Source organism: Vibrio misgurnus (genome assembly GCF_029635775.1).
Taxonomy (GTDB): Bacteria; Pseudomonadota; Gammaproteobacteria; order Enterobacterales; family Vibrionaceae; genus Vibrio; species Vibrio chanodichtyis.
Window position 1 is genome coordinate 1,673,498 of record NZ_CP113241.1, and the last position, 26,018, is coordinate 1,699,515.

18 protein-coding genes are annotated in these 26,018 nt (G+C 45.2%); 7 read left to right on the forward strand and 11 right to left on the reverse strand.

Going from position 1 to position 26,018, the window contains the following annotated elements; genetic code table 11:
• Positions 1–18: 18 nt before the first annotated feature.
• Both OOK74_RS07735 and OOK74_RS07740 read right to left on the reverse strand, forming a co-directional pair.
• The gene (locus OOK74_RS07735) at positions 19–1,035 is read right to left on the reverse strand and encodes a LacI family DNA-binding transcriptional regulator (protein WP_274721263.1); all 1,017 of its coding nucleotides are present in this window, start codon (positions 1,033–1,035) and stop codon (positions 19–21) included.
• A 99-nt stretch (positions 1,036–1,134) separates the two neighbouring features.
• Positions 1,135–4,218: a GH116 family glycosyl hydrolase gene (locus OOK74_RS07740; RefSeq protein WP_278182535.1), complete on the reverse strand. Its 3,084-nt coding sequence runs from the start codon at positions 4,216–4,218 to the stop codon at positions 1,135–1,137.
• A 64-nt stretch (positions 4,219–4,282) separates the two neighbouring features.
• Here OOK74_RS07740 and OOK74_RS07745 point away from each other — a divergent pair, with 64 nt between their 5' ends.
• The gene (locus tag OOK74_RS07745; protein ID WP_278182536.1) at positions 4,283–5,224 is read left to right on the forward strand and encodes an aldose 1-epimerase; all 942 of its coding nucleotides are present in this window, start codon (positions 4,283–4,285) and stop codon (positions 5,222–5,224) included.
• Positions 5,225–5,259: 35 nt separating this feature from the next.
• Here the strand turns inward: OOK74_RS07745 and OOK74_RS07750 are convergent, their stop codons facing one another.
• The 9 genes from OOK74_RS07750 to OOK74_RS07790 all read right to left on the reverse strand — a co-directional run bounded on the left by OOK74_RS07750 (position 5,260) and on the right by OOK74_RS07790 (position 18,021).
• Positions 5,260–7,671 (reverse strand): glycoside hydrolase family 94 protein, encoded by a 2,412-nt coding sequence (locus OOK74_RS07750; protein WP_278182537.1) that lies wholly within the window; start codon positions 7,669–7,671, stop codon positions 5,260–5,262.
• A 69-nt stretch (positions 7,672–7,740) separates the two neighbouring features.
• Positions 7,741–8,832, reverse strand: coding sequence for an ABC transporter ATP-binding protein (locus tag OOK74_RS07755; protein WP_274721259.1), 1,092 nt, complete (start codon positions 8,830–8,832; stop codon positions 7,741–7,743).
• Complete coding sequence (locus OOK74_RS07760; RefSeq protein WP_274721258.1) at positions 8,832–10,181, reverse strand: GH1 family beta-glucosidase; 1,350 nt, start codon at positions 10,179–10,181, stop codon at positions 8,832–8,834. Before OOK74_RS07760 ends, OOK74_RS07755 begins: the two co-directional genes overlap by 1 nt.
• Positions 10,182–10,193: 12 nt before the next feature.
• A complete protein-coding gene (locus tag OOK74_RS07765) occupies positions 10,194–11,090 on the reverse strand; it encodes a carbohydrate ABC transporter permease (protein ID WP_274721257.1) in 897 nt (298 codons plus the stop codon).
• 1 nt (position 11,091) lies between these two features.
• Positions 11,092–12,081 (reverse strand): carbohydrate ABC transporter permease, encoded by a 990-nt coding sequence (locus OOK74_RS07770; RefSeq protein ID WP_274721256.1) that lies wholly within the window; start codon positions 12,079–12,081, stop codon positions 11,092–11,094.
• 61 nt (positions 12,082–12,142) lie between these two features.
• Positions 12,143–13,387, reverse strand: coding sequence for an ABC transporter substrate-binding protein (locus OOK74_RS07775; RefSeq protein ID WP_274721255.1), 1,245 nt, complete (start codon positions 13,385–13,387; stop codon positions 12,143–12,145).
• Entirely contained in the window at positions 13,377–14,411 is a 1,035-nt protein-coding gene (locus tag OOK74_RS07780; RefSeq protein ID WP_274721254.1) for a LacI family DNA-binding transcriptional regulator, read from the reverse strand. Before OOK74_RS07780 ends, OOK74_RS07775 begins: the two co-directional genes overlap by 11 nt.
• A gap of 263 nt (positions 14,412–14,674) precedes the next feature.
• Positions 14,675–16,705: a methyl-accepting chemotaxis protein gene (locus tag OOK74_RS07785; protein WP_278182538.1), complete on the reverse strand. Its 2,031-nt coding sequence runs from the start codon at positions 16,703–16,705 to the stop codon at positions 14,675–14,677.
• Positions 16,706–16,845: 140 nt separating this feature from the next.
• Positions 16,846–18,021, reverse strand: coding sequence for a carbohydrate porin (locus OOK74_RS07790; protein WP_274721252.1), 1,176 nt, complete (start codon positions 18,019–18,021; stop codon positions 16,846–16,848).
• A 703-nt stretch (positions 18,022–18,724) separates the two neighbouring features.
• Here OOK74_RS07790 and OOK74_RS07795 point away from each other — a divergent pair.
• The 6 genes from OOK74_RS07795 (at position 18,725) to rsxG (ending at position 26,017) form a co-directional block, all read left to right on the forward strand.
• Entirely contained in the window at positions 18,725–20,608 is a 1,884-nt protein-coding gene (locus OOK74_RS07795) for a methyl-accepting chemotaxis protein (protein ID WP_274721251.1), read from the forward strand.
• A gap of 244 nt (positions 20,609–20,852) precedes the next feature.
• Positions 20,853–21,434: an electron transport complex subunit RsxA gene (gene rsxA, locus OOK74_RS07800; RefSeq protein ID WP_274721250.1), complete on the forward strand. Its 582-nt coding sequence runs from the start codon at positions 20,853–20,855 to the stop codon at positions 21,432–21,434.
• Entirely contained in the window at positions 21,434–22,021 is a 588-nt protein-coding gene (gene rsxB / locus OOK74_RS07805; RefSeq protein WP_274721249.1) for an electron transport complex subunit RsxB, read from the forward strand. The genes rsxA and rsxB overlap by 1 nt, the downstream gene beginning before the upstream one ends.
• Positions 22,022–22,029: 8 nt before the next feature.
• On the forward strand, positions 22,030–24,333 hold the full coding sequence (gene rsxC / locus OOK74_RS07810; protein ID WP_274721248.1) for an electron transport complex subunit RsxC: 2,304 nt from the start codon (positions 22,030–22,032) through the stop codon (positions 24,331–24,333).
• Positions 24,333–25,379 (forward strand): electron transport complex subunit RsxD, encoded by a 1,047-nt coding sequence (rsxD, locus tag OOK74_RS07815; protein ID WP_274721247.1) that lies wholly within the window; start codon positions 24,333–24,335, stop codon positions 25,377–25,379. Before rsxC ends, rsxD begins: the two co-directional genes overlap by 1 nt.
• Positions 25,380–25,390: 11 nt before the next feature.
• Positions 25,391–26,017: an electron transport complex subunit RsxG gene (gene rsxG / locus OOK74_RS07820; RefSeq protein ID WP_274721246.1), complete on the forward strand. Its 627-nt coding sequence runs from the start codon at positions 25,391–25,393 to the stop codon at positions 26,015–26,017.
• Position 26,018: the final 1 nt, after the last annotated feature.

Below are 26,018 nucleotides of genomic sequence, written 5' to 3' on the forward strand. Positions count from 1 at the left end.
AATCTGTTTCAAGAAACATTATCGATAAATAGACTTAGTAGACTGACGAACAATAAGATCTATCGGGGGTAATCTCGCTTCGTGACGCTCACCAGAAAGCAAATTCAACATTGATTTAGCACATAAGGAACCGATTTCTTCAATTGGCTGACGTAAAGTTGTCAAGGCTGGAGTGAAATATTTTGAAATGGGCAGATCATCAAATCCTATTACCGAGACATCTTGAGGGACATTCAGACCATGATCATTCAACGCCTTAATTGCGCCAAAAGCGGTTTGATCATTGGCCGCAAACAGCGCAGAGAAATGAACTTTAGATTCGATTAATTCAACGGTTTTTTGGTATCCAGTTTCAATACTAAAATCACCTTGCTTAATTAGCTTAGGATTGGGTTTGATATTTAATTCCTGTAATGCTTTTTTATAGCCTTTAAAACGTGCTCGAGAATCAGGCTGACTATCTAAACCTCGAATATGCGCAATGTTCATATGACCCAATTGTAATAAATGCAAAGTCGCCATATAGCCACCGAGCACATTATCCATGTTTAGTGTGCGAATATTTTCCCCTTCGATGTCATATCCGACCGCTACGACTGGAATCGACTCGGAGGTTTTTAAAATTAATTGGTCACTTAAGCAGCCGGTGATCAAAATTATGCCATCAACCGCACATTTGACTAAATACTCCAGTGCATGCATACCCATTTTATTCTGCCAATGGCCACTGGCGAGCACTAAAGAATACCCCTGCTTCATAAGGACTCTTTCCATGTCATTGAGAATACTACTGGTGTACGGACTATCAGGATGCTGGACTAAGACGCCAATTTTCATTGAGCGACAACTTTTATCTTGTTGAGTTTGGAAATTCGGTTTGTAACCGAGTGTGGTGATGGCTTGTTCGATTTTATAGCTCTTATCTTCCGAGACATAAGTGGTTCGATTTAAAAATCGCGAAACTGAGCTTGGCGATACCCCTGCTAATTTAGCCACGTCATACACGGTTGGCTCTTTTTTCTTTTTATTGGCCATGGCGTTATTCTCCTTTTTATGCATAGTTTCATTAGAATAATCGAATATAGCGTGGGATTAATTATCATACTTAATCCCACGTTTCTAGCCTTTAACCAACTAACAAATTGATTGATAAAGATAAGCAAAAATCATCCCGGGTCGGAAATAGCGTCCAGCCGTGTATTTTAAACCGGTACTGAGCAGCCAAGTGTACAGTTCACCATCACTGACATTTGAGGGTAATTCAGACAGACTCAACTTGAACAGGTCAACACTCTGAGTTAACGCAGGATTAACTCGGCCATCAGTAAGTAAATGTCCCTCGCTCTTTAACTGTGCTAACAACTTCGTCGCCACTTCACCGCTTACGTTAAAGCGTTGTTCGATGTCCTTACCGCTGATGGTGACTGAGCAATTAAACCCTTCTGGTGCCGCAAAAGGAATTTTCGCCATATGGTAAAGTGCCTGATACACCGTATCCATCAGATCTTCGGCTTGTGCTTGTTTACCAGCAAGACGTAAGGCGGTTGCCACGCTAAACTGAACTCCAATCCACACATCTTGTGCCTGAAACGCGTCATGCGGTTGACCATTAGCCAGAGTCATATTGGCGACACCCAATGTCGGGCTATTAGTGATAAAGTTTGTTTGATAGATGTAATCTAAGGTGCGCTCAATGCGAGAGGAATCAAATAAACCCGGTAAATCAACCAGTTTTAAATAACTATCAGCTAACAAAGCATCGCCAAAACTGTTATCAGAATCTGTTTCTAATTGGGCGAATTCGGCGGTAAATGCCAGTGGTGCTAAATCCATCAAACGCTGCTTCTTGGCTAGGCGCTGTTCACGCTTACTGAATTCCCCGGTTAATTGGTAAGCATCTAAATAAGCATTCACTAGGGGAGCATCATGCAGCGGATTTCCGGTCAAGCTCAATCCAAGTGCTTCGAGCGCCTCGAAATGGCTGCCAGTCAGATGCTTGGCTTGTAGCGGGGTAATAAAAAAGTGGTAATAACCTTTTTGCTCATCCCACAAACCACGCTCTAGCGTTTCAAGGGCCTGCTTCGCCCTTTGTGTATAATCTTGTGCCAATTCGCTTTCACCAACCAATACTGCCAGTTCACTCGCAGCACGTAATCCGGCAACCCATAAACTAGCACAATAGATTGAAACACCATGTGAAGCCAAATTATCAAACGTGTCGTCGGTACCTCGAGTCAAAGGCAGGACATCTCCCGGTTCAATTAGTTGGATAAGATAATCCATACTCGCCTGAACAGAAGGCCAGCAAGTTTCGACGATGTCACGGTCTGCTGTTTTTTGCCAATGTCGATACACCATTAAAATAAATTTAGGGGCCAGATCTTTCCATTGTTTAACGTTATGCCAACTGTAAGCGTCTGGCTCAATATCAAATGGACTGCCCAGATCGTGAATCACTGCACCTCGTTCAGCTCGAGTTCCTTGGTATTTTTCATCCACCAATTCTGCATAGGGCTTATCTTCATATTCCCAATAGCGACGCAGCCTATCATTACTATTCAAAATAGCTTTTGCAAAGTGCTTCATCACACAGCCATCCAGCTCTGGCAGCAGATAGAGCAATGAAAATGAACCATAGAAATATACATCTAATGAGTTAAAGAATGGGTAATCGACACACTCTTTCACCAACAAGATATTCTCTTTATCCCACACGGTAGACTCGGCTAAAAACGATAAACAGTTCATCGCCATGGTCGCATAACGCCGTGCACTGTCACGATCAACAAAATTTTGCTCTGCTTGAGCCAAAAAGTTTGATTGCTCAGCAATAATGCTTCGTTCAATCTGATCAAGTTTGGGTAACGTATATTCAAGTATCGATTGCGCTCGCAGATCCGATGAGAAGTAGCGGACATAGGCCTTTTCACTTTCCCAACCATCTAACAAAATTTTGCTGTGTTCCATCACTTGCGCAAAGCGAAGCGCAATCGTCTCTCCCGGCTCAAGCGTCACTTGCACACACACTAAAGCGCTTAATGACTCTCGACCACTGTATGTTCCACGATCAAAATGTTGATTGGTTCGTCCCGTATTTAATGCTCGCTCCACTTGCTGCTCAGTTTTACTGCTGTATAACTGTGGTTTAACCGTGACGGTGATCTTGCCGGCAGCTGCCGAATGCTGAGTATGCACGCCATACACCACCTCCCCTGAGATATCAGCGGCATAAGGTGAATGGGATGTCATACTCACGCCTTGAAACGTGTAGTTATCACCGGTGAACGTCACAGGTTGATGCTGCTGACCAATGGTATTTTGCACCAAATGACAACAGGAATCTTGTACCCCCTCGCGCGCTTTTTTATAGGTAGACCCAAGTAAATTACGCAGAGGCTGAACCAAGGTAACCAGTTGAATTCGATCACTGCGGTTACTGATCTCAAATTGGTTCCAGTGCATAGGTAAGCTGCAGAGAGTTTGGTCATCTTTCACCATTGGAGAAACAACCTGACGCGTCAGCGTGATAGCCCCAAGCCCTTGATACTCATATTCTGCGATTGGATATAGTGCACGGTAGTCGATTTGGCTTGCTTCAATTGATGCAATACTGGTCTTCTGATTGGCCGTCAATGACCAGGCACGCGCAGAACCATTGATGAGTAAACCATTAAAGAAATCAAGCGCGACCAGTAGCTGCGTTTTCAGACTGAAGGGATCATTGGCAATCGCTTGCTGAGTCTGGTTGGAAAATTCAATATGCCAACGTACAAAATTAGCTTGGTTAGTGGTATAAAATAACCCTGATTTTAAACAATTTTTTATTCCATCAAGAATATTAAGTTTATCGTCACACGATTCAATAACAAATGAAAAATCTGCCGGATAAAATCTTAAGAACAGTAATAATTCATCAAGGTTCGGAATCGCTAAATTATCTAGACTGTGCTCATCCATCACCGAACAATAAAAATCATTAAAATGAATATTTTCATGTTCGCAATCAATAAACACACCGGGAATAAAACTAAAGTTAGGAGTATTACCTTGCGGTGTTAAGGTAAAGGTTGAGCCTATCCCACCAACCGCCATGCCAGTATTGGCAGGAGTTGTGGAGATAGGCGTATACCAAGGCTGAAGAAACTCGACGGCATTACCTTGGCTACATAACTGCCCTGCTGGCCCTAAGTATGATGTATATGGAATTTTATTTATCATGATTTCAAATCCAACATTGAATATTTAAATTCATCCTTTAATATATAAAAAAAGGAGTGAATCTATGTTTAAATTAATTAAAAATAATTTTGGTAAATTCAAAGCAACAACCATATTGAATTCTGAACGAGGAATTCAAGTTGATATTATCCATGACTTCGGAGCGATAATTAATCAATATAGAATTAATCACAGTCCATTTTCATTTATTGTCGGATACCAAGACAGCCATGATCTAATTCAATCTCATCCGTTCTTCTCGCGCAGCGCAAAACTATTTCCTTTTCCCAATCGCCTAAAAGATGGTCATTACCGCTATAGACAACAAGACTACCAACTGACTGCCAACTTCCCATGGTCTGAGCACGCCGTGCACGGTTTACTGTATAACCAACCATTTCAACCAATTGCACATAAAACTACCCAAGAATACGCTCAAGCTACATTTCGTTTTGAAACCAATAAATTAGTTGATGGATATCCCTTTGCATTTCGGCTTGATGTTCAATACCACATCAATCATCAGGGCCGATTAAGCTGTACCACCACGATTACCAACCTAAGCACTGAACCTTTCCCGTTTGGGGATGCTTGGCACCCTTACTTCTCACTGGGTTGTGATCTCGACCAATGCCAGCTCATGATCGATCCACAGGCTGAAGTTCAACACCAAAACGACTTACCAACCGGCACCTTGCTCCCTAACGAGCAGTTTTTAATCCCAACCTCATTAGAAGGGATAAGTCTTAACCATTGTTACCAATTCAGCTCAGCATCAGCACAATCGATTAGACTGACTCGCAATGATCAACAAGCTGCATTGTCTTTCGAGCAAGGTAGCGGCTACTCCTTCGTACAACTCTACACTCCACCATCAGAAGCCAGTATTGCCATTGAGCCAATGACTTGTCCTGCTGATGCGTTTAATAATCATATTGGTTTGCTCGAGTTGGCTCCCACGCAAAGCGTGCAATTAAATTGGCACTGCCAAGCTCAATGGGGCTAATCAGTTAAAGGGGAGCCAGAGCGCTCCCCACACCATTAGCCTAATCGCACCTCAATTTGATGCTCTCCCTGAGTAAACACTGGGACTTTATTCCCCGTAATACGCTCACCGTTGACCCGCAACTCAGCCACCCCTTTACTCACTTTGTTAGGGTTGGTGACATGAATATGGTAGGTCGCTCCACGGAACTGGCGTTTTACACGAAACTCTGGCCAAGCGGATGGAATACAAGGATCCACAATTAAGCCGTCAATTTCTGGTCGAACCCCCAGAATCCATTGGGTACCGGCAATGTAGGTCCAGGACGAGGTTCCAGATAACCAAGCATTGCGGCCAAGCCCAAATTGCGGATGCTCATCACCAAGAATATTTTGTGGATAGCAGTAGGGCTCTGACTCAAAGGTATCGAGTACCTCATTTTTCGATGCAGGGTTGATTTGACGGTAATACTGGTAAGCGCGATCACCATGGCCCATTTTGGCTTCCGCAATCATCACCCAAGGGTTAGCGTGCAAGAAAATGCCACCATTTTCTTTGGCACCCGGTGGGTAAGTCGATACCCCGCCAAGGTTGGGGTTAAAGCCATTGTAACCTGGCGTCGAAAGCTTGATCCCATTGGCGGTATTGAGTTTTTGATAGACAGACTCTAGCGCTTGGCTGGCTCGCTCTTGCTCGGCAAACCCAGCAATCACCGGCCAGCTTTGACCATTGGTATAAATTTGGCCTTGTTCGTTGGTGTGTGAGCCAACTGGCTGACCTTGTTCATCAAAATAGCGCACAAACCACTCACCATCCCAACCACATTGGTTAACAATCGCTTTCATTTGCTGGTATTGAGCCTGATACTGCTGCGCGCGTGCCTCTTCACCACGCAAATGACATAAATCCATCATATCGAGCAGAGCTTTACCGTACATGCTCGCCACCATTAGCGACTCCGCACCCGTGGGTAGATTGACCGTATCATTCCAATCAGCAAAGCCCAACAGCGGCAAACCATGTTGGCCGGTATTGCTACGTGTAAATTCAATCGCACGGCACAAGTGATCCCACACACTTGCCGATTCTAGCGCTTTACCTTGTTTATCTTTTTGATAAAACGGGATGAGCTTATCGAGAAACGCAGCATTACCGGTTTCTTTCACATATTGGGTCACCGCGTAAACAATCCATAAATGATCATCACCGTAGTAATCAGGCCGATCTGCTTCTTCACGGGAATCCCCCGCATTGGCTTCCATCGTGGATGGGAAGAACTGATGCATAGCGGAACCATCGATGTTTTGTACCGACAGTAAACGCTCAATAAATGCACGTGCCTCTTCTGGCATGTGAGTGATCACGCCAAGCGTATCTTGGGAAGAGTCTCTAAAACCAATACCTCGTGCCCCATAACCAAGCTGATACAACGACAAATAACGTGACCAGTTTTTTGTCGTGTGACATTGGCGTGGGTTGTGAATATTAAGCATCGAGTTCATGGCCGGATCTGGGGTTTCAACTTGAATCGCCGCCAGATACTGGTCCCAGTGCTCAGCGAGATCAGCAAACGCTTGATCGACTTGTTGATGATCTCGATACCGAGCAAGCAAAGTTTCTGCCTGCTTTAAACTTGGCATTTGCGTTAATTGCACCACTGTGCGTTCTGATTGCTGAGGAGCCAACCAGCCTAAACGCAAATTTAACGCACCGATATTGTCGCCGCGTAAACACTCACTATTGCCAAGCTCTGCCGTAAATAGTTTCTCAGGTGCAGCCCAACTGCCATAACCCATATTGCCAAGAAACTTCTGACGATCACCATCAAAAGATGTCGCAGGGCGATCCGCAGTCATTAAATTTACCGCATAGTCACGCTTCATAAAGGCATACTGCTCAAGCACAGTATGGCCAGAAGCTTGTTGGTGAGACTTCAGTGTCATGGTTTGCGGTACCCAATCGGCATTCACCAATTGTTTTAATGCATCAAAATGAGTGAATTCAAAAACTGGCACGACATCGACATGCAGCTCTTCATCACTTAAGTTGGTCACCTTAATGTCTTCCAGCAACACCGGTGCATCTTTCGGCACAAACAGCGTCACCTCACAACGAACCCCATAGCCCTCTGCCACAATTTTGGTGTAAGAAAGGCCTGTATGATTCTCAAACTTATCGAGCGGTTTTAAAGTTGGGGTATAAAAAGGTGAAAAGACTTCTACTTGGCCTGCACGATTGGTCACTTTCAGATAAACCGTTGAACCTTTAAAATCTGAATTAGGTAATTGCGCAATATATTTGGTAATACGGTTTAATGCCGGATCACCTTTACACAACACCACACCACCATTGCTATCAACTAGACCGCCGAACTCGAGCGTACCGACATAGTTACACCACTTTATTGGTGTACATGGCGTGGTGGCGATATATTCTTTAGTACTATCGTCAAAATATCCGAATTTCATATCACTATCCTTAGCTCCCATCAATTGGGAGCTAACTATTAATTGGTATTATGGGTTTGAAATAAATGACTAGTGCGCCAATGATTTTTCACTGAATGCATCAAATAGATGAATGGCATCGAGATCTAAATACAGCGTGAGTGATTGGCTGTGCACTTCGGCGGCTTGAGTCTCTACCGTCAAGGGTTGCCCACCAACTTCAGTACGAAGCAGAATACTCGCTCCAAGTAACTCTTTGTCTTTAATTGTGACAGGAATTGGCAATACACGGTCGTGCTCCACTTGCTCGGCACGCAAGTGAATATCGGTTGGGCGAATACCAAAATGCAGGGCAAGATTTTTTGACGCATGAGCTTTAAAACGCTCAGGTAATGGAATTTTCACATCTCCGAGCATAATGAAAAACTCATTTTGATTATTGATCAACTTGGCATCTAACATGTTCATCGATGGGTTACCGATAAACTGCGCGACAAATTTGTTGGCTGGTCGTTTAAAAACTTCGGTTGGAGTACCAACTTGTGACACGTAGCCATCTTTTAAGATCACAATCCGATCAGCGAGTGTCATAGCTTCAATCTGATCATGGGTGACATAAATGGTGGTGGTCTTCAACTCACGGTGCAACTGTTTAATCTCTTCACGCATCACACCACGTAGCTTGGCATCAAGATTCGATAATGGCTCATCAAATAAAAACACTTTGGGAGTTCGAACCATTGCGCGTCCCATCGCCACACGCTGACGCTGTCCACCAGAAAGTTCCTTCGGCTTACGATCAAGCAGTGGCTCTAGCTCAAGCATTTTGGCCGCTTTACGCACTTCTACATCAATCTCAGCTTTTTTCATGCCCTTCAATTTGAGAGCAAAAGCAATGTTTTCATACACCGTCATATGGGGATACAACGCATAGCTTTGAAACACCATTGCCAAGTCACGATCTTTAGCGTCAATCTTGTTCATCAACTTACCATCAACATAGATTTCGCCCGACGAAATGTCTTCAAGTCCAGCTAACATACGCAAAGTCGTCGATTTTCCACAGCCAGAAGGACCAAGAAAAACTACAAATTCACCATCATTGACTGTGAAGTCAAAATGCTTAACCACATCGACATTACCAAATGACTTTTTAATATTACAAAATTCGACTTTAGCCATTACTTATTCTCCTCGGCACGCTCTAGCAACATATTGCGGTATGCAATAGCGCTCTGCTTCAATGTTCTTTGCTGTGTACTGTAATCAACATGGACAATTCCAAAGCGTTGCTTATAGCCAAATGCCCATTCAAAGTTGTCCATTAAACTCCATGCAAAGTAACCATCTACATGCACACCTGCTTTAATCGCCTTGTCCAATGCATCCAAATGAGACTGGAAGTAAGCTACTCGCTGGCTATCATTCACCGCTCCATCACAGAGCTGGTCATTACACGCCGCACCATTTTCGGTAATATAAATCGGGGGTAAATTGTCGTAGCGCTGTTTAAAACGCAGCAGAAGATCGGTCAATCCTTGAGGGTAAACCTCCCAACCAATGTAGGTATATTCCGCGCCTTCAGGTTTGATCTGCTCAATGTCACCATGTTGGTTGTAATGAGCTACCCCTCGGCTGTAATAGTTGATACCAATGTAATCAACGCTAGCACTGATAATTTCGAGATCGCCTTGAAGTACCATTGGCATGTTCTGCGCATGGCGCTCTGTAACCAGAGCTGGATATTCACCTTTGAGTACAGGATCGACAAACCAATGGTAGTTTTCTGCATCACAGTAATCGGCAGCGCTTTGATCTTTCTCGGTCAATGGGTAACTAGGCGAAGCATTAAACACGATGCCATGTAATGACTTCGGTGCATTGGCACGCAGAATGGGCATCGCCAAACCATGGCCCAGTAATAAGTGATGAGCCGCTAAAAACCCTTCTTTTTCACCTTCAATACCCGGAGCGTGGATTCCCCAGCGATAACCAAGGAATGCTGCGACAAAAGGCTCATTAAGCGTGGTATAAACATCAATTTTGTTACCAAAATGGCTACTGACCACTTGTGCATACTCAGCAAACTTGTAAGCAGTTTCACGGTTAAGCCAACCACCTTTGTCTTCCAAATATTGTGGAAGGTCCCAATGATAAAGCGTCACATAAACTTTCAAACCTCGCGCATGGCACTCATCAATGATCTGCTCATAAAATGCTAGCCCCTCCGGGTTAACCACACCATCTTGCGGCAAAATACGTGGCCATGCGATCGATAAACGGTAGGCATCGACCCCGAGATCAGCAATCATAGCAATATCCTGCAACCATCGATGGTAATGATCGCAGGCGATTGCACCTGAATCACCGTTATCAACCTTGCCAGGCAATTTACAAAACGTGTCCCAAATCGAAGCTGAACGGCCACCTGCATTTATGCCACCTTCAATTTGATAAGATGAGGTCGCCACACCAAACACAAAATCTTTACTGAGTAACTTCGAATCACTCGGAAATGTATATTTATCCATTTTTATACCTTTCTAACCTTTTACTGCACCTGAGGTTAAACCACTGATCATCTGTTTAGATGCAAAGAGATAGGTCACAACCAGCGGTAAAATTGAAATTGTGGTTCCCAACATCACTGCTCCCCATGGTGTATTGGGAATTCCTTGCACACTACGCAGAGCCTGGGTAATCACATAGTTTTCTGGAGTCATCAGCACCACAAGAGGTTGCATAAACATATTCCAGAAAAAGACAAACTGGACGATAGCCAAAGTAGCCAGGGCGGGTTTCATCAACGGTAATACCACACTCCAATACGTTCTAAATTCACCGGCACCATCGAGTTTAGCCGCTTCAAGCAACTCTCTAGGAATGGAAGCAACTACATGCTGACGCATCAGAAAAATCCCAAATGGCGTAGTGGTAAATGGCAGCCATACCGCAACGTGACTATCGAGTAAGCCTAAAAATTTCACGATCATGAAATAAGGGATAAGACTTAACACTGATGGGATCATCATTGACCCAACTAACATGCCAAACAAAATGCTTTTACCGCGAAATTTGAACACCGCAAATGCATAGCCACCCATGCTACAAAACAGCAGCGAAATAGACGTGCCTAAAAACGCAATATAAATCGAGTTAAACATCGCCTGCCAAAACGGCATAATTTCCTGCAATTTGGCATAGTTGATGGCTAAGCTGTCACCGATCGCAAAACTGATTCCTGTACTAAATATTTCCGTACGATCACGGGTTGATAACAAGGCGGACCAAATGAATGGGAATACAGTGACAATCGCAGAGATAATCAAAACAAAGCCAAGAACAACCATTAAAACCTTAGTCAGATTTTTAATTGCTCTATCGCTAGGCTTGATCGAAATCCATAACGACGAGTTTGATACAATTGAATGAGTCGCCATGTTATTGCTCCCCTAAACCTTTTTTACCGAAGAAGAAAAATTGAACCATGGTGCACATTGCGATTAAGGCAAACAGTAACCAAGAGATAGCCGAGGCGGTTCCCATTTCGAGCCATTCCCAGCCCACTTTGTAAAGGTACATTGAGATGGTCAAACCAGCTTGACCGGTACCACCGCCTCCACGAGTCAACACAAATGGCTCTTCAAACAATTGCAAGTTGCCAATAATGGTCATCGTTACTGCAAAGAAGACAAATGGGCGGATCATCGGCAGTGAAATATTCCAGAAGCGGCGGAAGGCATTGGCACCATCCATGCGTGCCGCTTCCAAAATATCTTTAGGAATGGTCATTAGCCCGGTGGTATACAACACAATGTTAAAACCGGTGTACTTCCAAAACACCATGATCGCGATGGATGGTTTAATCAAAGTTGCATCATCTAGCCAACGGATAGGTTGATATTGATTTACCCACGCAAATGCCCAGCCAAATAATGAACTATCAGCTAAGGCCATCAAGGTTTGGTTGATGATGCCGGTACTGGGTGAGTACATGTTGAAAAAGATCAGAGATGCAGCGACCGTCGAAGTAATATACGGTAGAAAATAGGCTGAAGTTAACCAATGACGGATCCGGTCTCCCATTGACACTAAAATATATGCTACGGGAATGGCAATTAAATGCTGAGCTAAACCTGAAGTAATTGCCAGCCAAAAGGTATTTTGTAATGAACGCCACAACCATGGATCAGTCAATGCAATATGATAGTTTTCAAGTCCTACATATTCCATTGCCCCAATCCCCTCGACGGGATTCCATGAATGAAATGATAAAAAAACCGAAAAAAGTAATGGAAATATTCCAAATACAGAAAAGATAATTAAAAACGGTAGCAGAAACGAATACGGTGTAAGCGCTTTCAAATTTAGACGAGAAAAAAAACTTCCCGTGTTTAATGTTTGTGCTGAGTCAGATAATAATCGGCTCATAATAACAACCCCTTACCTAAGGAGGCGTATCAACGCCTCCCAAATTTAAATCCAGTTTGGCTTACAGATTGCGAGTACGGCGCTTGATCAAGCGGTCAGCTTCTTCAAGCGCAGTCTTAATATCTTTACCTTCATCCAACACTTCCATCAGCGCATTTTCCAACACGATAGAACGCGCCACATGGTCACCTTTAGCAGGCGCAACAGGCTTGATATTTTTGGCCACTTCAGCAAACAGCAACCGTGCTTTTTGGCCACCTAGGAAGGCCATCTCTTGTGAAAATAGCGCGTCATCGTAAGTGGTCACATTGGCTGGGAACGCAGCGATAGTTTCAAAATGCTTAAGCTGTACATCACGACGAGTGGTCATATATTCAATCAGCTTCCATGCATCATCTTGCTTGGCAGATTGGGTTGGAATAGAAAGGAAAGATCCGCCCCAGCTACCATAAATACCATCAGGTAAGTGTGAAACACCCCATTTACCTGCTGTATCTGGCGCAATCCAGTTGTTCAAGTGACCAAGCAACCAAGCGCCCGATAGCTGTGTAGCAAAGGTGCCCTTACGAAAACCTTCATACCATTCGTTAGACCAAGCTAAGATTTTGCCATCTAAGCCTTTATCACGAATTTTCTTAGCAACTTCAAATGCATGCACAAAGCGCTCAGAGGTCACAACTGGGTTGCCATCTTTATCAAAATACAAGCCTTCACCTTCAGGGACTGTGGTGAAAATGATGGCTTGCGCTACATCTGCAGCAGAAGCAATCAATTGGATATTTTTCGCTTTAAGCTTTTCACCGGCTTGAATGTAAGAGTCCCAGTCTTTTATCGCTTCATTAACGTCAATCCCGACACTTTCAAAGATATCGGTGCGGTAATACATCACGCCTGGACCAAGATCGACCGGAATACCATAAACATTGCCATCAGGGCCCTTACCTTGTGCCCAAGCATACGGTGCAAAACGGTCTGCATATTTATCAGCACCATATTTTTCTGACAAATTAACTAAGCCACCAGACACCACAAACGGGCCAATTTTTTCTACATCAACCACAATCACATCACCAGCACCGGAGCCGGTTGCAAGGTTGGTGGTTAATTTCGTGTGATGGTCACCATGGTTATTCATCAGATAGTCAACCTTGATACCCGTCTCTTTCTCAAAGTCTGGTAACAGGGCTTTCAAACTGCTATCAAAATCGGGAAAACCATCAAAACGGATCTGGCTATTTGCTGCAGTTGCTGGTGCAGCAAGTCCGAGCGAAATCGCACTCAGCAGTGCTAATGTCTTAAATTTCATCCTTTATCCTTAATGTAGTTAGGGTACTTGTTATATCCATGACTGAATCTCGCACTACTAACGCAGGGTTGAGTTTGAAATTCACATCTTGCTTATTTTTGTTTAGCTTCTGTAAAGTGAGCTGAACGGCCTCAAGGCTCATTTTTTCAATTGGAAAATTAATCGTGGTTAAAGAAGGGGTTAGATAACGAGCAAAAATGTTATCGTCAAAACCGACGAGTGATACATCTTTCGGAATCGAATAGCCAGCCTCGCGTAACACTTCAAACGCACCAAAAGCCATGTGATCATTGCAGGCAAAAATAGCCGTAAATCGACAATCTCTTCTGAGTAGTTTGCGAGTAGCAATAGCGCCAGTCTCTTCAGTAAAACCGGCCTCAGAAACTAGTGCTTCATTGTAGCCCACCCCCGCTTGTTCCAAAGCTTTGCGATAACCCTGCAAGCGTTCTCTAGCATCAGATTTTTCCAACGGCCCAGTAATACATGCAATTTCAGTGTGGCCATGTTGCAACAGATATTGTGTCGCGAGTTTGCCCCCCAACTCGTTATCAATATCAATGCAACTGCGGTGCATCTCTGGAATAAAACGATTCACCAGCACTACCGGCACGCCCTGCTCTTCCAAGGCGATCAAGTAATCATCACTCAAATGTTGAACATGGAGGATCAATGCATCGACTCGGCGTCCTAAAAGAAACTCAATCGATTCACGTTGCTCCCGCTCATTATTGGAGCCAGCCGTTACCACTGCGTGGTAACCAAAGCGACGTAGATTCCCTTCTAAACAATGGAGAATGCCTGAATAAAAAGGTCCGCCAAGCTCTGGAACCACAATACCCACGCTGCCAGTACGGCTTGATGCCAAAGCTTGAGCGATCGAATTAGGACGATAGCCCAACTCTTTAATCGCTTTTTCTACTTTAAGCTTCTTATCGTGACTGACCCGACTAGTACCATTGATCACTCTTGATACTGTTGCCTGAGATACCCCCGCATGCTCAGAAACGTGTTTAATTGTTGCCACCGATACCTCAATACTGCTGCTATGGTTGAAAACGCTTACAAGGTAGGCACAGTATTCCGAATATAGAGTGTGGAATGAGTGAGTGTAGTCACACTAATTTTTAAGAAAAAAACGCTCTTTAATAAAGATTGAGAGCCACTACAATTCCTAATTGCTCCATGAAACAGTTTCATGAAATACATTAAACCCCTATCGGACACATAAATTTTACCCACCATTAAGGTGGGCAAATATAATGTAACAGTTTGAAAATTAATTAAAAATCAAACGGCACTATTATTTTGTTGCAAAATAAAACTATCGGTAAGTTCAAATTGGATTTCAGCAAGCTGCTCTAATTTTTCACCATGCAGAGCCACTTGTGAGGCACGCTGTAAATTTTGCTCAGATAACATATGAATATGGTTTATATTCTTACTGACTTCACCGGCAACAGATTGATGCATGATCGTAGCCTCGGCAATCTGATGGCTGCGTTCTGAAACTTGGTTGAGCAACTGATGCAAGCTGACAAATCGCCCATTGACTTGCTTGGCTTGCTGCATGCTTTGTGTCATTCCTGATAAACAATTAGAAATCTGCTTGGCAGCCAGATCTGTTTTGAGTTGCAAGCGCTCAATTTTGCTCTGAATTTCCTGAGCACTGTGGGTGGTTTGCGCTGCAAGGTTACGCACTTCATCGGCTACTACCGAAAATCCTCGCCCATGCTCTCCAGCACGAGCCGATTCAATCGCAGCATTCAATGCTAGTAGATTGGTCTGCTCTGAGATGCCCGCAATCGTGTCAAGGATCGATGCGATACTAACGCTTTCCTGCCCGAGCTCCTGATTAGTCTGTGTCACTTGATTGAGCTCCAACGAGAGTTGCTCTAACATCACGACATTGGCCGTCATGTCGGTCTGAGCCTTATCTGAGTGCTCCACAGATTGTGTCACAAGGTTCAGTGTATGCTCGGTAGACTGAGCAATCTCACGCACTGAAGATTCAATTTCTTCCATTGCAGAGGACAATGAAACCGTTTGTGAAGTTTGTTCATCAATTGCCCTATTGAGTTCAGTGCTAATTGTCTGATTAGTTAATGAGGCATGGTTAAGCTCTGCACTCGAGTGACGAATACGTTCAATGATGACGGAAAGATGGCGAACGACTAAATTGACCTTTTCAGCCACCTGCCCAAATTCATTGTTGGCCAAATATTCAACTTCGGAAGTCAAATCTTTAGCAGCAATTTTATTTAACGAATTGAGTAATAATTGGGTAGCTTTGCGCACCATATGAGTAAAACTCAACACCATACTCGCCGTAACCAAAATAGAGGCTAATGAAATGGCTATAAATAGAGTTCTGGTTTCATTCGAGGCTTGCCTCGCTTGGTTATACAGCTGATTAGAGATTTGGTTAGCATAGCGAGAAAGGCGATCAACATTAGCCAGCTGAACATCGATTTTTTGCTCTAATAAATCACGTAACTCAACAAGACTCTGTGCTCGTTCAACCACGTCAATATGCATCTTCACCGCCCCTGATGCTGCAAATGCATGTTGCTTGAGTGAGGCTATCTGAGCTTCAAGCGATGCATACAGTGCCGGGTTGTCTTTAATAAATAATTGCTCACTCTCCTCAAGATAACGTTGACGATTGGTTAACTGGCGAGCCACCGAACGAAGCTCGATCATATCCTGCTGCCTAAACACCGCCTCCGCTTCGTGCTTCAATAAACTAAGTTGGCTGGCCAATCCATCTAACGTTTTTAAGGCCACTTCAGATTCTGTACGACTACGATTTCGCTGTAGTGTATTAGCCAACTGGCTATTTAAGGACTGAAACTGCGACTGTAGAAGATAGCTTTGATCTAAGTGATCTAAATATACTGTGTGAGCATCAATCACCGATGTGATCAAGCCTAATGTCTGTTCACCTTGCATAGTGATGGGATCGACATAATCAAGCAAGTCTGGGCGCAGATCGCTCTGAGTAACAAACCAAACCAACTGATCATTATATGTATCGATATGGGTGTTAATGATCTGGCGTAAAGATGGCAATTCATCTAAATATTGTGCAGCCAAATATGGGGTAAGGCTGCGGTTAATATTTAGAAAATCAATAGTTAACTGAGCTGAACGTAGCATCAGCGGCGTCGCATTTTGGGTAATCGATTCCATCTTAGCCGTAACACTCTGGTTACTACTGATCGAAAGCCATGCACATCCCAACATAATGACAATTAAACACACACAACCAAAATAAAGACGAGAAACTAACGTTTGAAAGGGCATCGTCCAACGACTCATAAACAATTCGCCTTATATCGCTCTTAGAAAGAGAAAAAAGGGCACATAAGTGCCCAACTTGGGAGTTAATTTGATAAATAAACCTGGCCCAGAATTCTCTACCTTTGGGCCAGTAATGGACACTATGAACGATGAGTAACTTACCACCACGCTTCAAACATTGCGCCAACCGCAAGCGTATCGGCAGTGGTTGAGTTAGATGCACCTGCAGCGGTGGTTTCAACATCACCCACAGTGGTATAGAAGCGTAGCATTGGGCGACTACCCGGTAGACCGCCTAGTGAAACGTTTTGTGATAGGGTTACTTTCCAACCGTTAACCTCTTTACCGCTTTGCCAATCTTCAATACCATAACCGGCTTCGAGCCAAGTGGAGTGCACTTCATTCCATTGATATTGAGGGCGCACAATACCGGCATATTCGCTCACTTTACCATCAGCTGCATCTGCACTTGAGATTTCTTTGTAAGAGACTAAGTAATCGATAATAAATTGCTCAGATGCTTGGAAATTACCATCTAAACTTAGGTAGACAACTTGCTTGTCACCTGCCAAGTCAAAAGCTGAGTTATCCGCCCCGTCAGCGTACTTCATCACCAATTTATTTGAACTACCCAAGCCTAATACCGCGCCCACTTGCCATGAAGTTTCATCTTCTTTGTCAACACCCGCTTCTTTAGAAGCAAAACCGTAGTTGGCATATAGGTCAAGATTACCAATACCCACATTAATACCATGTAGTTTTGATGTGATAGCATAAATGCCGGTATCGTTATTTAAGCTTCCACCCTCAGCATCGACCTTACCCACAAAACCCATATCGAGTTTCGCGACACCAAGATTTAAGTTATTAAAACCCGCCCCCTGACCATCGTGGGTCATCATGAAATAGTCATTCAATGATTGTGAGACACGCCCATGAAAATCACGTCCTGCCCACATATACAACTCAGGCTGACTTTCAAAAACATTAGTTACCCCAGCGTACATTTTTTTCAAGCTCACACCGCCATCAGAGTCCCAATCACGATGAGCCCACTCATCAATCATTAACACTAGATCCCACTTGGGACCGTTATTCGTTTGGATAGACTTACCAAACTGAAACTCACCACCGTTGCCTTCATTACCCAATCGACCTACAGAGCGACCAGTACTACCAACGTTGACATAGCGACTATCACCATCAGAGTAATGCGCACCGTAGCGAGCATAACCAGAAAAGGTAATACCAAGCGGATCTGCGGCCATTAAAGACGCAGACGATAAAATAGATGCCACAGCTAAAGTTATTGGTAAAATTTTTACATTTTTCATGTTATTTCCCTATTCATTTTAGAATTGTTCTAATTCAAGAAAATAATAAGCCATGAAACTTTTGAAAATATTTGCCGACTTCACACCGACTTATTGAAATAAAACGCGTGAAACAACACGTAAAAAAAACAATAAAAGAAAGAGAAGGCAACTCTTCGCTTTAGATAAAAAATAGCGTCCATGAGGAGAATGAAATCGCTTTCATTTCATAAAAATTTGAGGGACTCGGTCACAAAAAAAAACGACGGAGGGTAGTTGAAAAAAATACCGCCAATGAAAAATTTCATAATCATGAAAACTTTCATAAGCAGCAATAGCCGGCAATTTACCACATTTGTCACCACATACTTTTTGTATCTTGAGTTCTCGCTTAAAAACGATCCCCATTGGATCACAGCCCCCAAAATGGCCACATAATCCACTATTTTTCGCGATTCTTTGAGCAAAATCATAGTGAAACAATTGCATCCGCGACTTTTTAAGAGCGATAATCGCCCTCGTTTTTTGCTAGCCAAACTTTTTACTATTCAATTCAGTAAGCCATTCTGAACACATCAGAAATGGCATAAGCAGCAAGTGCATGCATGGCAACAAATCAACAACACTATGCTTACACATCATAACTACCACCATAATATCGCTGCTTTACAGTAGAAAGAGATCGCTGTTTAGATTCGCTTATCAGATAACCCCAAGGATATGTATGTTCAAAAACTTGTCATTGAAAAATAAATTAGCCATTTCGGCTAGCCTCGCGATTGTGATCGGCGGCCTACTCGTTGAGGCGGTGTCCTTCAAAGCGGCTCTGACCCGCTTGGATGTGGAAGTTGAACAGCGCTTGCAAAGTGCGACCGCATCTTACAACCAATATGTGACAGATTGGTTAATCTCCAAAGAACGGGCATTGACTGCGCTAAGTGCGGAAGTGAAACCAGAAGCCATCGTAACCCACCTCAAACAGGTCAAGCATTCTGGTTCATTCGATAATGTGTTTTTGGCCTATCCGGATGGCAGTCAGCAAAATGCCAATGGCGTTGTATTACCCTCCAACAATAATGACCCGCGCAAATGGGGATGGTATATCAATGCCAAAGCGAATCCCCAAGCAGTGTTTATGGATAACCCGACCGTTGCGGCAGCAACGGGGGCCAATGTGGTATCACTCGGTAAGATGATCAGACTGCACGGCCAAGATTTAGTCCTCGGCAGTGATGTGGAAATTACCGATATCATTAATAGTATGAAACAGGTGATCTTACCTGGTTCGGGATATATGTTTATTGCCAATCAGCAAGGCAATATTTTTACTCATACCAACACCCAATTGCTTAATAAAAATGTCGCCGAGTTGGGCTTACGTTTCAATGATATTCAAACCGCACAACGCTTAGGCCAATACATTAACAGTGATGTGAATGGGCAAGAGAGTGTGCTGTTTGCCAGCGCGATTGCCGGCACCCAATTAATCAGTGTGATTGTGATTGATAAAGATTCTTTGGTTGCACCACTATTTTCTGCCCTGTGGGGACAATTGCTGGTCACACTGATTGTGGTGGTGATTTGTACGGTACTGTTTAATTTACTGTGTAATATGTTATTCCTGCCACTGAATAATGTCTCACGAGCGCTGGCACAAATTGCCAATGGTAGCGGTGATCTAACCCAACGGATCAAGGTGGAAAATAACGATGAAGTAGGCAAATTAGCCAACAGCTTCAATACCTTTGTCGCCAGTTTACAACAATTAATTGCCCATGTTCGTAACCAATCTGAGCAGTTAACCTCACAATCAGAGCACAGTGCGCAACGCTCGAATCTCTCCGTGTCAGAGCTCGGCTTACAGCAGCAAGAAGTGACCATGGTCGCCACCGCGGTCACCGAAATGGCCAGTGCGACCCAAGAGATTGCCTACAATGCTGAGCAAACCGCGCAAGCGGCGCAAAATTCGACCAACAGCACTGAACATGGACGGACCTTGGTACTCAATACCAAAGCCTCGATTCATAATTTAGCGCAAGAGATCAACCAAGCGAATGAGGTGATTTCCGCACTGAATCAGTACGCTCAAGAAATCAATACGGTGTTGGCGACTATTCAAGGTATTGCTGAGCAAACCAATTTACTGGCTCTCAATGCGGCGATTGAAGCGGCTCGTGCTGGTGAACAAGGTCGTGGTTTTGCGGTAGTAGCCGACGAAGTTCGTGTGTTATCACAGCGTACCCATACTTCAACTGAAGAGATCAAGGCCACCATCGATACCTTGCAAGAAACCACTAAACGCGCCGTTAGCCTGATGCAAACCAGCTCTAGTTTAGCGGCGAATTCGGTCGACGATGCGGATAAAGCCACCAATGCGTTAGAGGAAATTAATGCCGCTGTCGAGGTGATCAGCAATATGGCCACCCAAATTGCCACCGCAGCAGAGGAACAAACCCATGTCACTCAAGAGATCACTCAAAACATCACTGCGATCAAAGATGTGACCGAGCAACTGGTCGATGGCGCGCAAGATAGCCTCAGCCAATCGAATCAGCTCAAACAACAAGCCGATGATCTGCGCACCAAAGTCGCCACCTTTAAGGTATAACCCTGCGCGACCTCTCACCCACCGTAGTGGTTAACGCCGCAAACTAATCCAAACGGGCCTCAGCTAATGAGGCCCATTTTTTATTGAAGAATCAACCAAAACTGACTTTTTAGCGGAATAGCGCAACAAAATGCCGTTATTGCATATAATTTATTCAACTCTCTAAAACCTTAACTTTCCTTGGTTGTTATTGCGTTAGCAAAGCAGGATAATGCCGGGATCGGAAGCAAAAATTGATATAACTATGACCGAATATGTTTTGTTGTTAATCGGCACAGTGCTGGTTAACAACTTTGTACTGGTAAAGTTTTTGGGGTTATGCCCTTTTATGGGCGTATCGAAAAAACTGGAAACCGCGATTGGCATGGGGCTAGCAACCACCTTTGTGTTAACCCTCGCCTCCGTTTGCGCTTATCTGATGGAAAGCTATGTACTGCGTCCACTCGGGATTGAATATCTGCGCACCATGAGTTTTATTCTAGTGATCGCAGTCGTAGTACAGTTCACTGAAATGATCGTGCATAAAACCAGTCCAACCCTTTATCGCTTGCTGGGGATTTTCTTACCGCTGATCACCACCAACTGCGCAGTATTAGGGGTGGCACTGCTCAACATCAATCAAAATCATAACTTCGTTCAATCGATCATTTACGGCTTTGGTGCGGCAGTCGGCTTCTCACTGGTGTTGATTTTATTTGCTGCGATGCGCGAACGGATCCAAGTGGCTGATGTGCCAACGCCTTTTAAAGGTGCGTCGATTGCCATGATCACCGCAGGTTTAATGTCGTTAGCCTTTATGGGCTTTACCGGTTTGGTGAAACTGTAATGAGTGCCATCATCATCGCGATTCTTGTTCTAGCCGGATTAGCCGCACTGTTTGGGGCACTCCTCGGTTTTGCTTCAATCCGTTTCAAGGTCGAAGCCGACCCGATAGTGGAACAAATTGACGCTCTGTTGCCGCAAACTCAATGTGGCCAATGTGGCTATCCCGGATGTCGGCCGTATGCCGAGGCCATCGCCAATGGCGATATCATCACTAAGTGCCCTCCCGGCGGCCAAGCCACGATAGAAAAACTCGCGGATTTGATGGGTGTTGAAGTACAAGACTCCGCCCACGATCTGGATAATAAAGTCAAAATGGTTGCCTTTATCCATGAAGATATGTGTATCGGCTGCACCAAATGTATTCAAGCCTGTCCGGTCGATGCCATCGTCGGCGGTAACAAAGCAGTACATACCGTAATTAAAAACGAGTGTACGGGTTGCGATTTGTGTGTCGCGCCCTGCCCAACCGACTGTATTGAAATGATCCCACGAGCAACCACACCAGAAACTTGGAAGTGGCAACTTAACGCCATCCCTGTACGCAACGTGACCGCTGCAGCGCCTAGTGCGCCGCAACGGATGAATTAAGGATGGTTATGCTGTCATTAATCGAACAAATTAAATCCGGTAAACTTTGGGATTTTCCCGGAGGCATCCATCCGATTGAAAATAAACATCAATCTACTCATCAACCGCTCACCAATGCCACTATTGCGGCACAATTGATACTGCCGCTCAAACAACATATTGGTCAAGCGGGCGATCTGTTAGTCAAGGTCGGTGAACGTGTGCTTAAAGGCCAGTGCCTGACACAAGCGAGCTCTGACTTGATGCTGCCGATCCATGCTCCTACTTCGGGAGTGATCAGCGCGATTGAGCCACGTACGGTGGCACACCCTTCCGGCTTGAGTGAGCTATGTATCGTGCTGACGCCGGATCAGCAAGATGAGTGGCTAGCGTTACAACCACAACCAGACTACCAGCAGTTGTCTCCAGACACCTTGCTCGACCTGATCAGCCAAGCAGGTATCTCAGGCATGGGCGGGGCGGGTTTTCCCACCGCTAACAAACTGCAAACCGGACTATCGCGCACGGAAATATTAGTGATTAACGCTGCAGAGTGTGAACCTTATATCACTGCAGATGATGCGTTAATGCGCCAATATGCCGATGAAATTGTGCAAGGAATTGACATTGTTGAGCACATCTTACAGCCGAAACTGACCATTATCGGGATTGAAGATAACAAACCGCAAGCGATCGCCGCATTGCAGCAAGCCGCACAACATAAACCGCTGGTGATCCGCGTCATCCCCACCAAATACCCGTCCGGTGGCGAGAAGCAGTTGATCAAAATCCTCACCAATTTGGAGGTGCCACAAGGCGGCATTCCGGCTGATATTGGCCTGATGGTGCAAAACGTTGGCACACTACAGGCGATTGCGCGGGCTATTTTGCATGGTGAACCGCTGATCCGCCGCGTCGTGACCCTCACCGGAGAGTGTTTCCGCACACCACGTAATGTATGGGCACTGCTCGGCACACCTGTACAAGCCTTACTGGATGAGTTTGGTTACCAAGCTGACCGCAAACAGCCGCGCCTGATCATGGGTGGCCCGATGATGGGCTTTACCCTCGCGCATGCTCAAGTGCCGATCACCAAAATTGCCAACTGTATTTTGGCTCCCAAACGTCATGAGTTAACCGGCAGTGAACAGGAAATGGCCTGTATCCGCTGCGGTCAATGTGCCGAGGCCTGTCCGGTGTCATTACTACCTCAACAGTTGCATTGGCATGCCAAAGCGCAAGAGTTCGACAAATGTACCGAGCTGCACCTTAAAGATTGTATTGAGTGTGGAGCTTGTGCCTATGTCTGTCCTAGTGAAATTCCACTGGTACACTATTATCGTCAAGCCAAAGCTGAAATTCGCACCCGCAGTTTAGAAGCTGAAGCCGCCGAACGGGCGAAAGCACGCTTTGAAGAGAAAAAAGCACGCATCGAACGCGAGAAAGCTGAACGCGAAAATCGCTTCCAACAAGCCGCCCAAGAGCGGCGTAAAGAGCTGCAGCAACAAGGTGGAGCAGATGCAATTGCCGCGGCGATTGAACGTGTTAAAGCCCAAAAAGCTCAGCTTGAACCAACCGAAAGTAGCGTAAAACCGGCGATTGCCGCAGCGATTGCACGCGCCAAAGCCAAACAGGCAGAAGCAGCGCAAAATGGAGCTAGCGAGCCAGACAACAGTGAAATGGCCAAGTTACGTGAAGAACGTAAACGCCAAGCTCGTGAGCGCAAGGCGAAAAAGAGCGAAGTCACACACACACAGCACACAGCAATGGCAACGCCAGCCCCGGTCGAAGCTCCATCGACAGGCACGGCACCAAGCGTTGAACCAACTGACGCCAAAAAAGCCGCAGTGGCTGCAGCGATTGCGCGGGCCAAAGCACGTAAAGCGGAGCCGAACATCGACGTTTCAGCACTAGGGGCAAACCAATCGTCATCAACCAGCGCAGCACCAACGGTTGAGCCAACTGACCCTAAAAAAGCTGCAGTGGCCGCGGCGATTGCGCGAGCTAAAGCACGTAAAGCGGAATCGAACACCGATGAGTCAGCACCAGAGGCAAACCAAGCGCCATCAACCAGCGCAGCACCAACCGTTGAACCGGCTGATGATAAAAAAGCTGCAGTGGCCGCGGCGATTGCGCGAGCTAAAGCTCGTAAAGCTGAGTCAAACACCGACGTGTCAGCACCAGAGGCAAACCAACCGCCATCAACCAGCGCCGTGCCAACCGTTGAGCCAACTGACCCTAAAAAAGCCGCTGTAGCCGCAGCGATTGCACGGGCTAAAGCACGTAAAGCGGCGACACCATTAACCGATCCAAACGCTGAGGAAAATAACTAGTGGCCTTTTTTATTGCTAGCTCGCCGTACTTACGCCGCAAACGTAAAACAGCCGATGTGATGCGCTGGGTATTGCTGTGCGCAGTACCTGGTTTGATTGCGCAAAGTTATTTTTTTGGTTACGGCACGCTGATCCAATTACTGCTCGCGATCACGGTCGCTGTGGTGCTGGAAGCTGGCGTGATGCTGCTGAGAAAACGCTCACCAATCTCCGCTCTGCGTGATTACAGCGCGATTGTCACCGCTTGGTTATTAGCGGTCGCCATTCCACCATTGTCACCTTGGTGGCTGGTGGTGATCGGTTTGATCTTTGCGATTGTGATTGCCAAACAACTTTACGGTGGATTAGGGCAAAACCCGTTTAATCCGGCGATGATCGCTTACGTGGTACTACTGATCTCATTTCCTGTGCAAATGACCAGTTGGATGGCACCCACTCCACTGACCGTCGAGCCAAGCTCACTGCACGACTCAATCTCTTTGATTTTCAGTGGATTTAATAGCGATGGTTTATCACTACAGCAAATTCGTACCGGGATTGATGGGGTAACAACCGCCACCCCATTAGACGCCATCAAAACCTCACTCAAAGCGGGACACACGATGAGCGAAACCTTAGCTCAATCTCAATTTAGTGGCCTAGCTGGGATTGGTTGGGAGTGGGTGAATCTTGCCTATCTGATCGGTGGCCTAATGCTGCTCAAATTACGCATCATCCGCTGGCATATTCCGCTGGCGATGTTAACAGGCTTAATGGTTACTTCACTGCTGGCGCAGTTTTTAGCACCAGCAACCACCGCCTCGCCGATCGTGCATCTATTATCTGGGGCAACTATGCTTGGTGCATTTTTCATTGCGACCGATCCGGTCAGCGCCAGCACCACCGATAAGGGGCGCTTGATTTATGGTTTCTTTATCGGAGCTATGGTGTTTATCATCCGCAGTTGGGGGGGATTTCCTGATGGGGTTGCCTTTTCAGTGCTACTCGCCAACTTATGTGTACCACTGATTGATTACTACACTAAACCGAGAACTTACGGACACTAAGAGCGCGATTTATGCTGACAGCAATTCGAAACCATGGCTTAACCCTCGCGGTGTTTGCCTGTATTGCCACCGGTTTGGTGGCGCTGACTTATACTTTGACCGCCGAGCGAATCCATCAGCAGCAGCAACAACAGTTGTTACAAGTGCTCAACCAGGTGATCCCGCACCACTATTACGATAACGCATTGGTGCAAGCCTGCACTTTGGTCAACGATACTGCACTCGGCACCCAGCAAACCATGCACGCCTATTTGGCTAAGCGCAATGGGCAGCCCAGCGCAATCGCAATTGAAACCATCGCGCCCGATGGCTATAACGGCGATATCAAACTGATCATTGGCATTGCCGATAATGGTGCTGTACTGGGTGTGCGGGTACTGGCTCATCACGAAACCCCAGGGTTAGGCGATAAAATTGATTTACGGATCAGCAATTGGATATTAAGTTTTAATGGCCAACGAGTCAGCAGTGAAAATCAAGATGAGTGGCAAGTGCGTAAAGATGGCGGACAGTTTGATCAGTTTACCGGCGCGACGATTACCCCACGAGCGGTGGTACAAGCCGTGAAAAAAGCGGTAATCTATGTCAATCAACATCAACAGCAGCTGCATAGCCAGCTCAATCCTTGTGAGGCTTAAT

Bases quoted from the DNA above. Each gene is read 5' to 3' on its own strand.
- OOK74_RS07735 (WP_274721263.1), bottom strand. From the start codon at position 1,035: ATGGCCAATAAAAAGAAAAAAGAGCCAACCGTGTATGACGTGGCTAAA.
- OOK74_RS07740 (WP_278182535.1), bottom strand. From the start codon at position 4,218: ATGATAAATAAAATTCCATATACATCATACTTAGGGCCAGCAGGGCAG.
- OOK74_RS07745 (WP_278182536.1), top strand. From the start codon at position 4,283: ATGTTTAAATTAATTAAAAATAATTTTGGTAAATTCAAAGCAACAACC.
- OOK74_RS07750 (WP_278182537.1), bottom strand. From the start codon at position 7,671: ATGAAATTCGGATATTTTGACGATAGTACTAAAGAATATATCGCCACC.
- OOK74_RS07755 (WP_274721259.1), bottom strand. From the start codon at position 8,832: ATGGCTAAAGTCGAATTTTGTAATATTAAAAAGTCATTTGGTAATGTC.
- OOK74_RS07760 (WP_274721258.1), bottom strand. From the start codon at position 10,181: ATGGATAAATATACATTTCCGAGTGATTCGAAGTTACTCAGTAAAGAT.
- OOK74_RS07765 (WP_274721257.1), bottom strand. From the start codon at position 11,090: ATGGCGACTCATTCAATTGTATCAAACTCGTCGTTATGGATTTCGATC.
- OOK74_RS07770 (WP_274721256.1), bottom strand. From the start codon at position 12,081: ATGAGCCGATTATTATCTGACTCAGCACAAACATTAAACACGGGAAGT.
- OOK74_RS07775 (WP_274721255.1), bottom strand. From the start codon at position 13,387: ATGAAATTTAAGACATTAGCACTGCTGAGTGCGATTTCGCTCGGACTT.
- OOK74_RS07785 (WP_278182538.1), bottom strand. From the start codon at position 16,705: ATGAGTCGTTGGACGATGCCCTTTCAAACGTTAGTTTCTCGTCTTTAT.
- OOK74_RS07790 (WP_274721252.1), bottom strand. From the start codon at position 18,021: ATGAAAAATGTAAAAATTTTACCAATAACTTTAGCTGTGGCATCTATT.
- OOK74_RS07795 (WP_274721251.1), top strand. From the start codon at position 18,725: ATGTTCAAAAACTTGTCATTGAAAAATAAATTAGCCATTTCGGCTAGC.
- rsxA (WP_274721250.1), top strand. From the start codon at position 20,853: ATGACCGAATATGTTTTGTTGTTAATCGGCACAGTGCTGGTTAACAAC.
- rsxB (WP_274721249.1), top strand. From the start codon at position 21,434: ATGAGTGCCATCATCATCGCGATTCTTGTTCTAGCCGGATTAGCCGCA.
- rsxC (WP_274721248.1), top strand. From the start codon at position 22,030: ATGCTGTCATTAATCGAACAAATTAAATCCGGTAAACTTTGGGATTTT.
- rsxG (WP_274721246.1), top strand. From the start codon at position 25,391: ATGCTGACAGCAATTCGAAACCATGGCTTAACCCTCGCGGTGTTTGCC.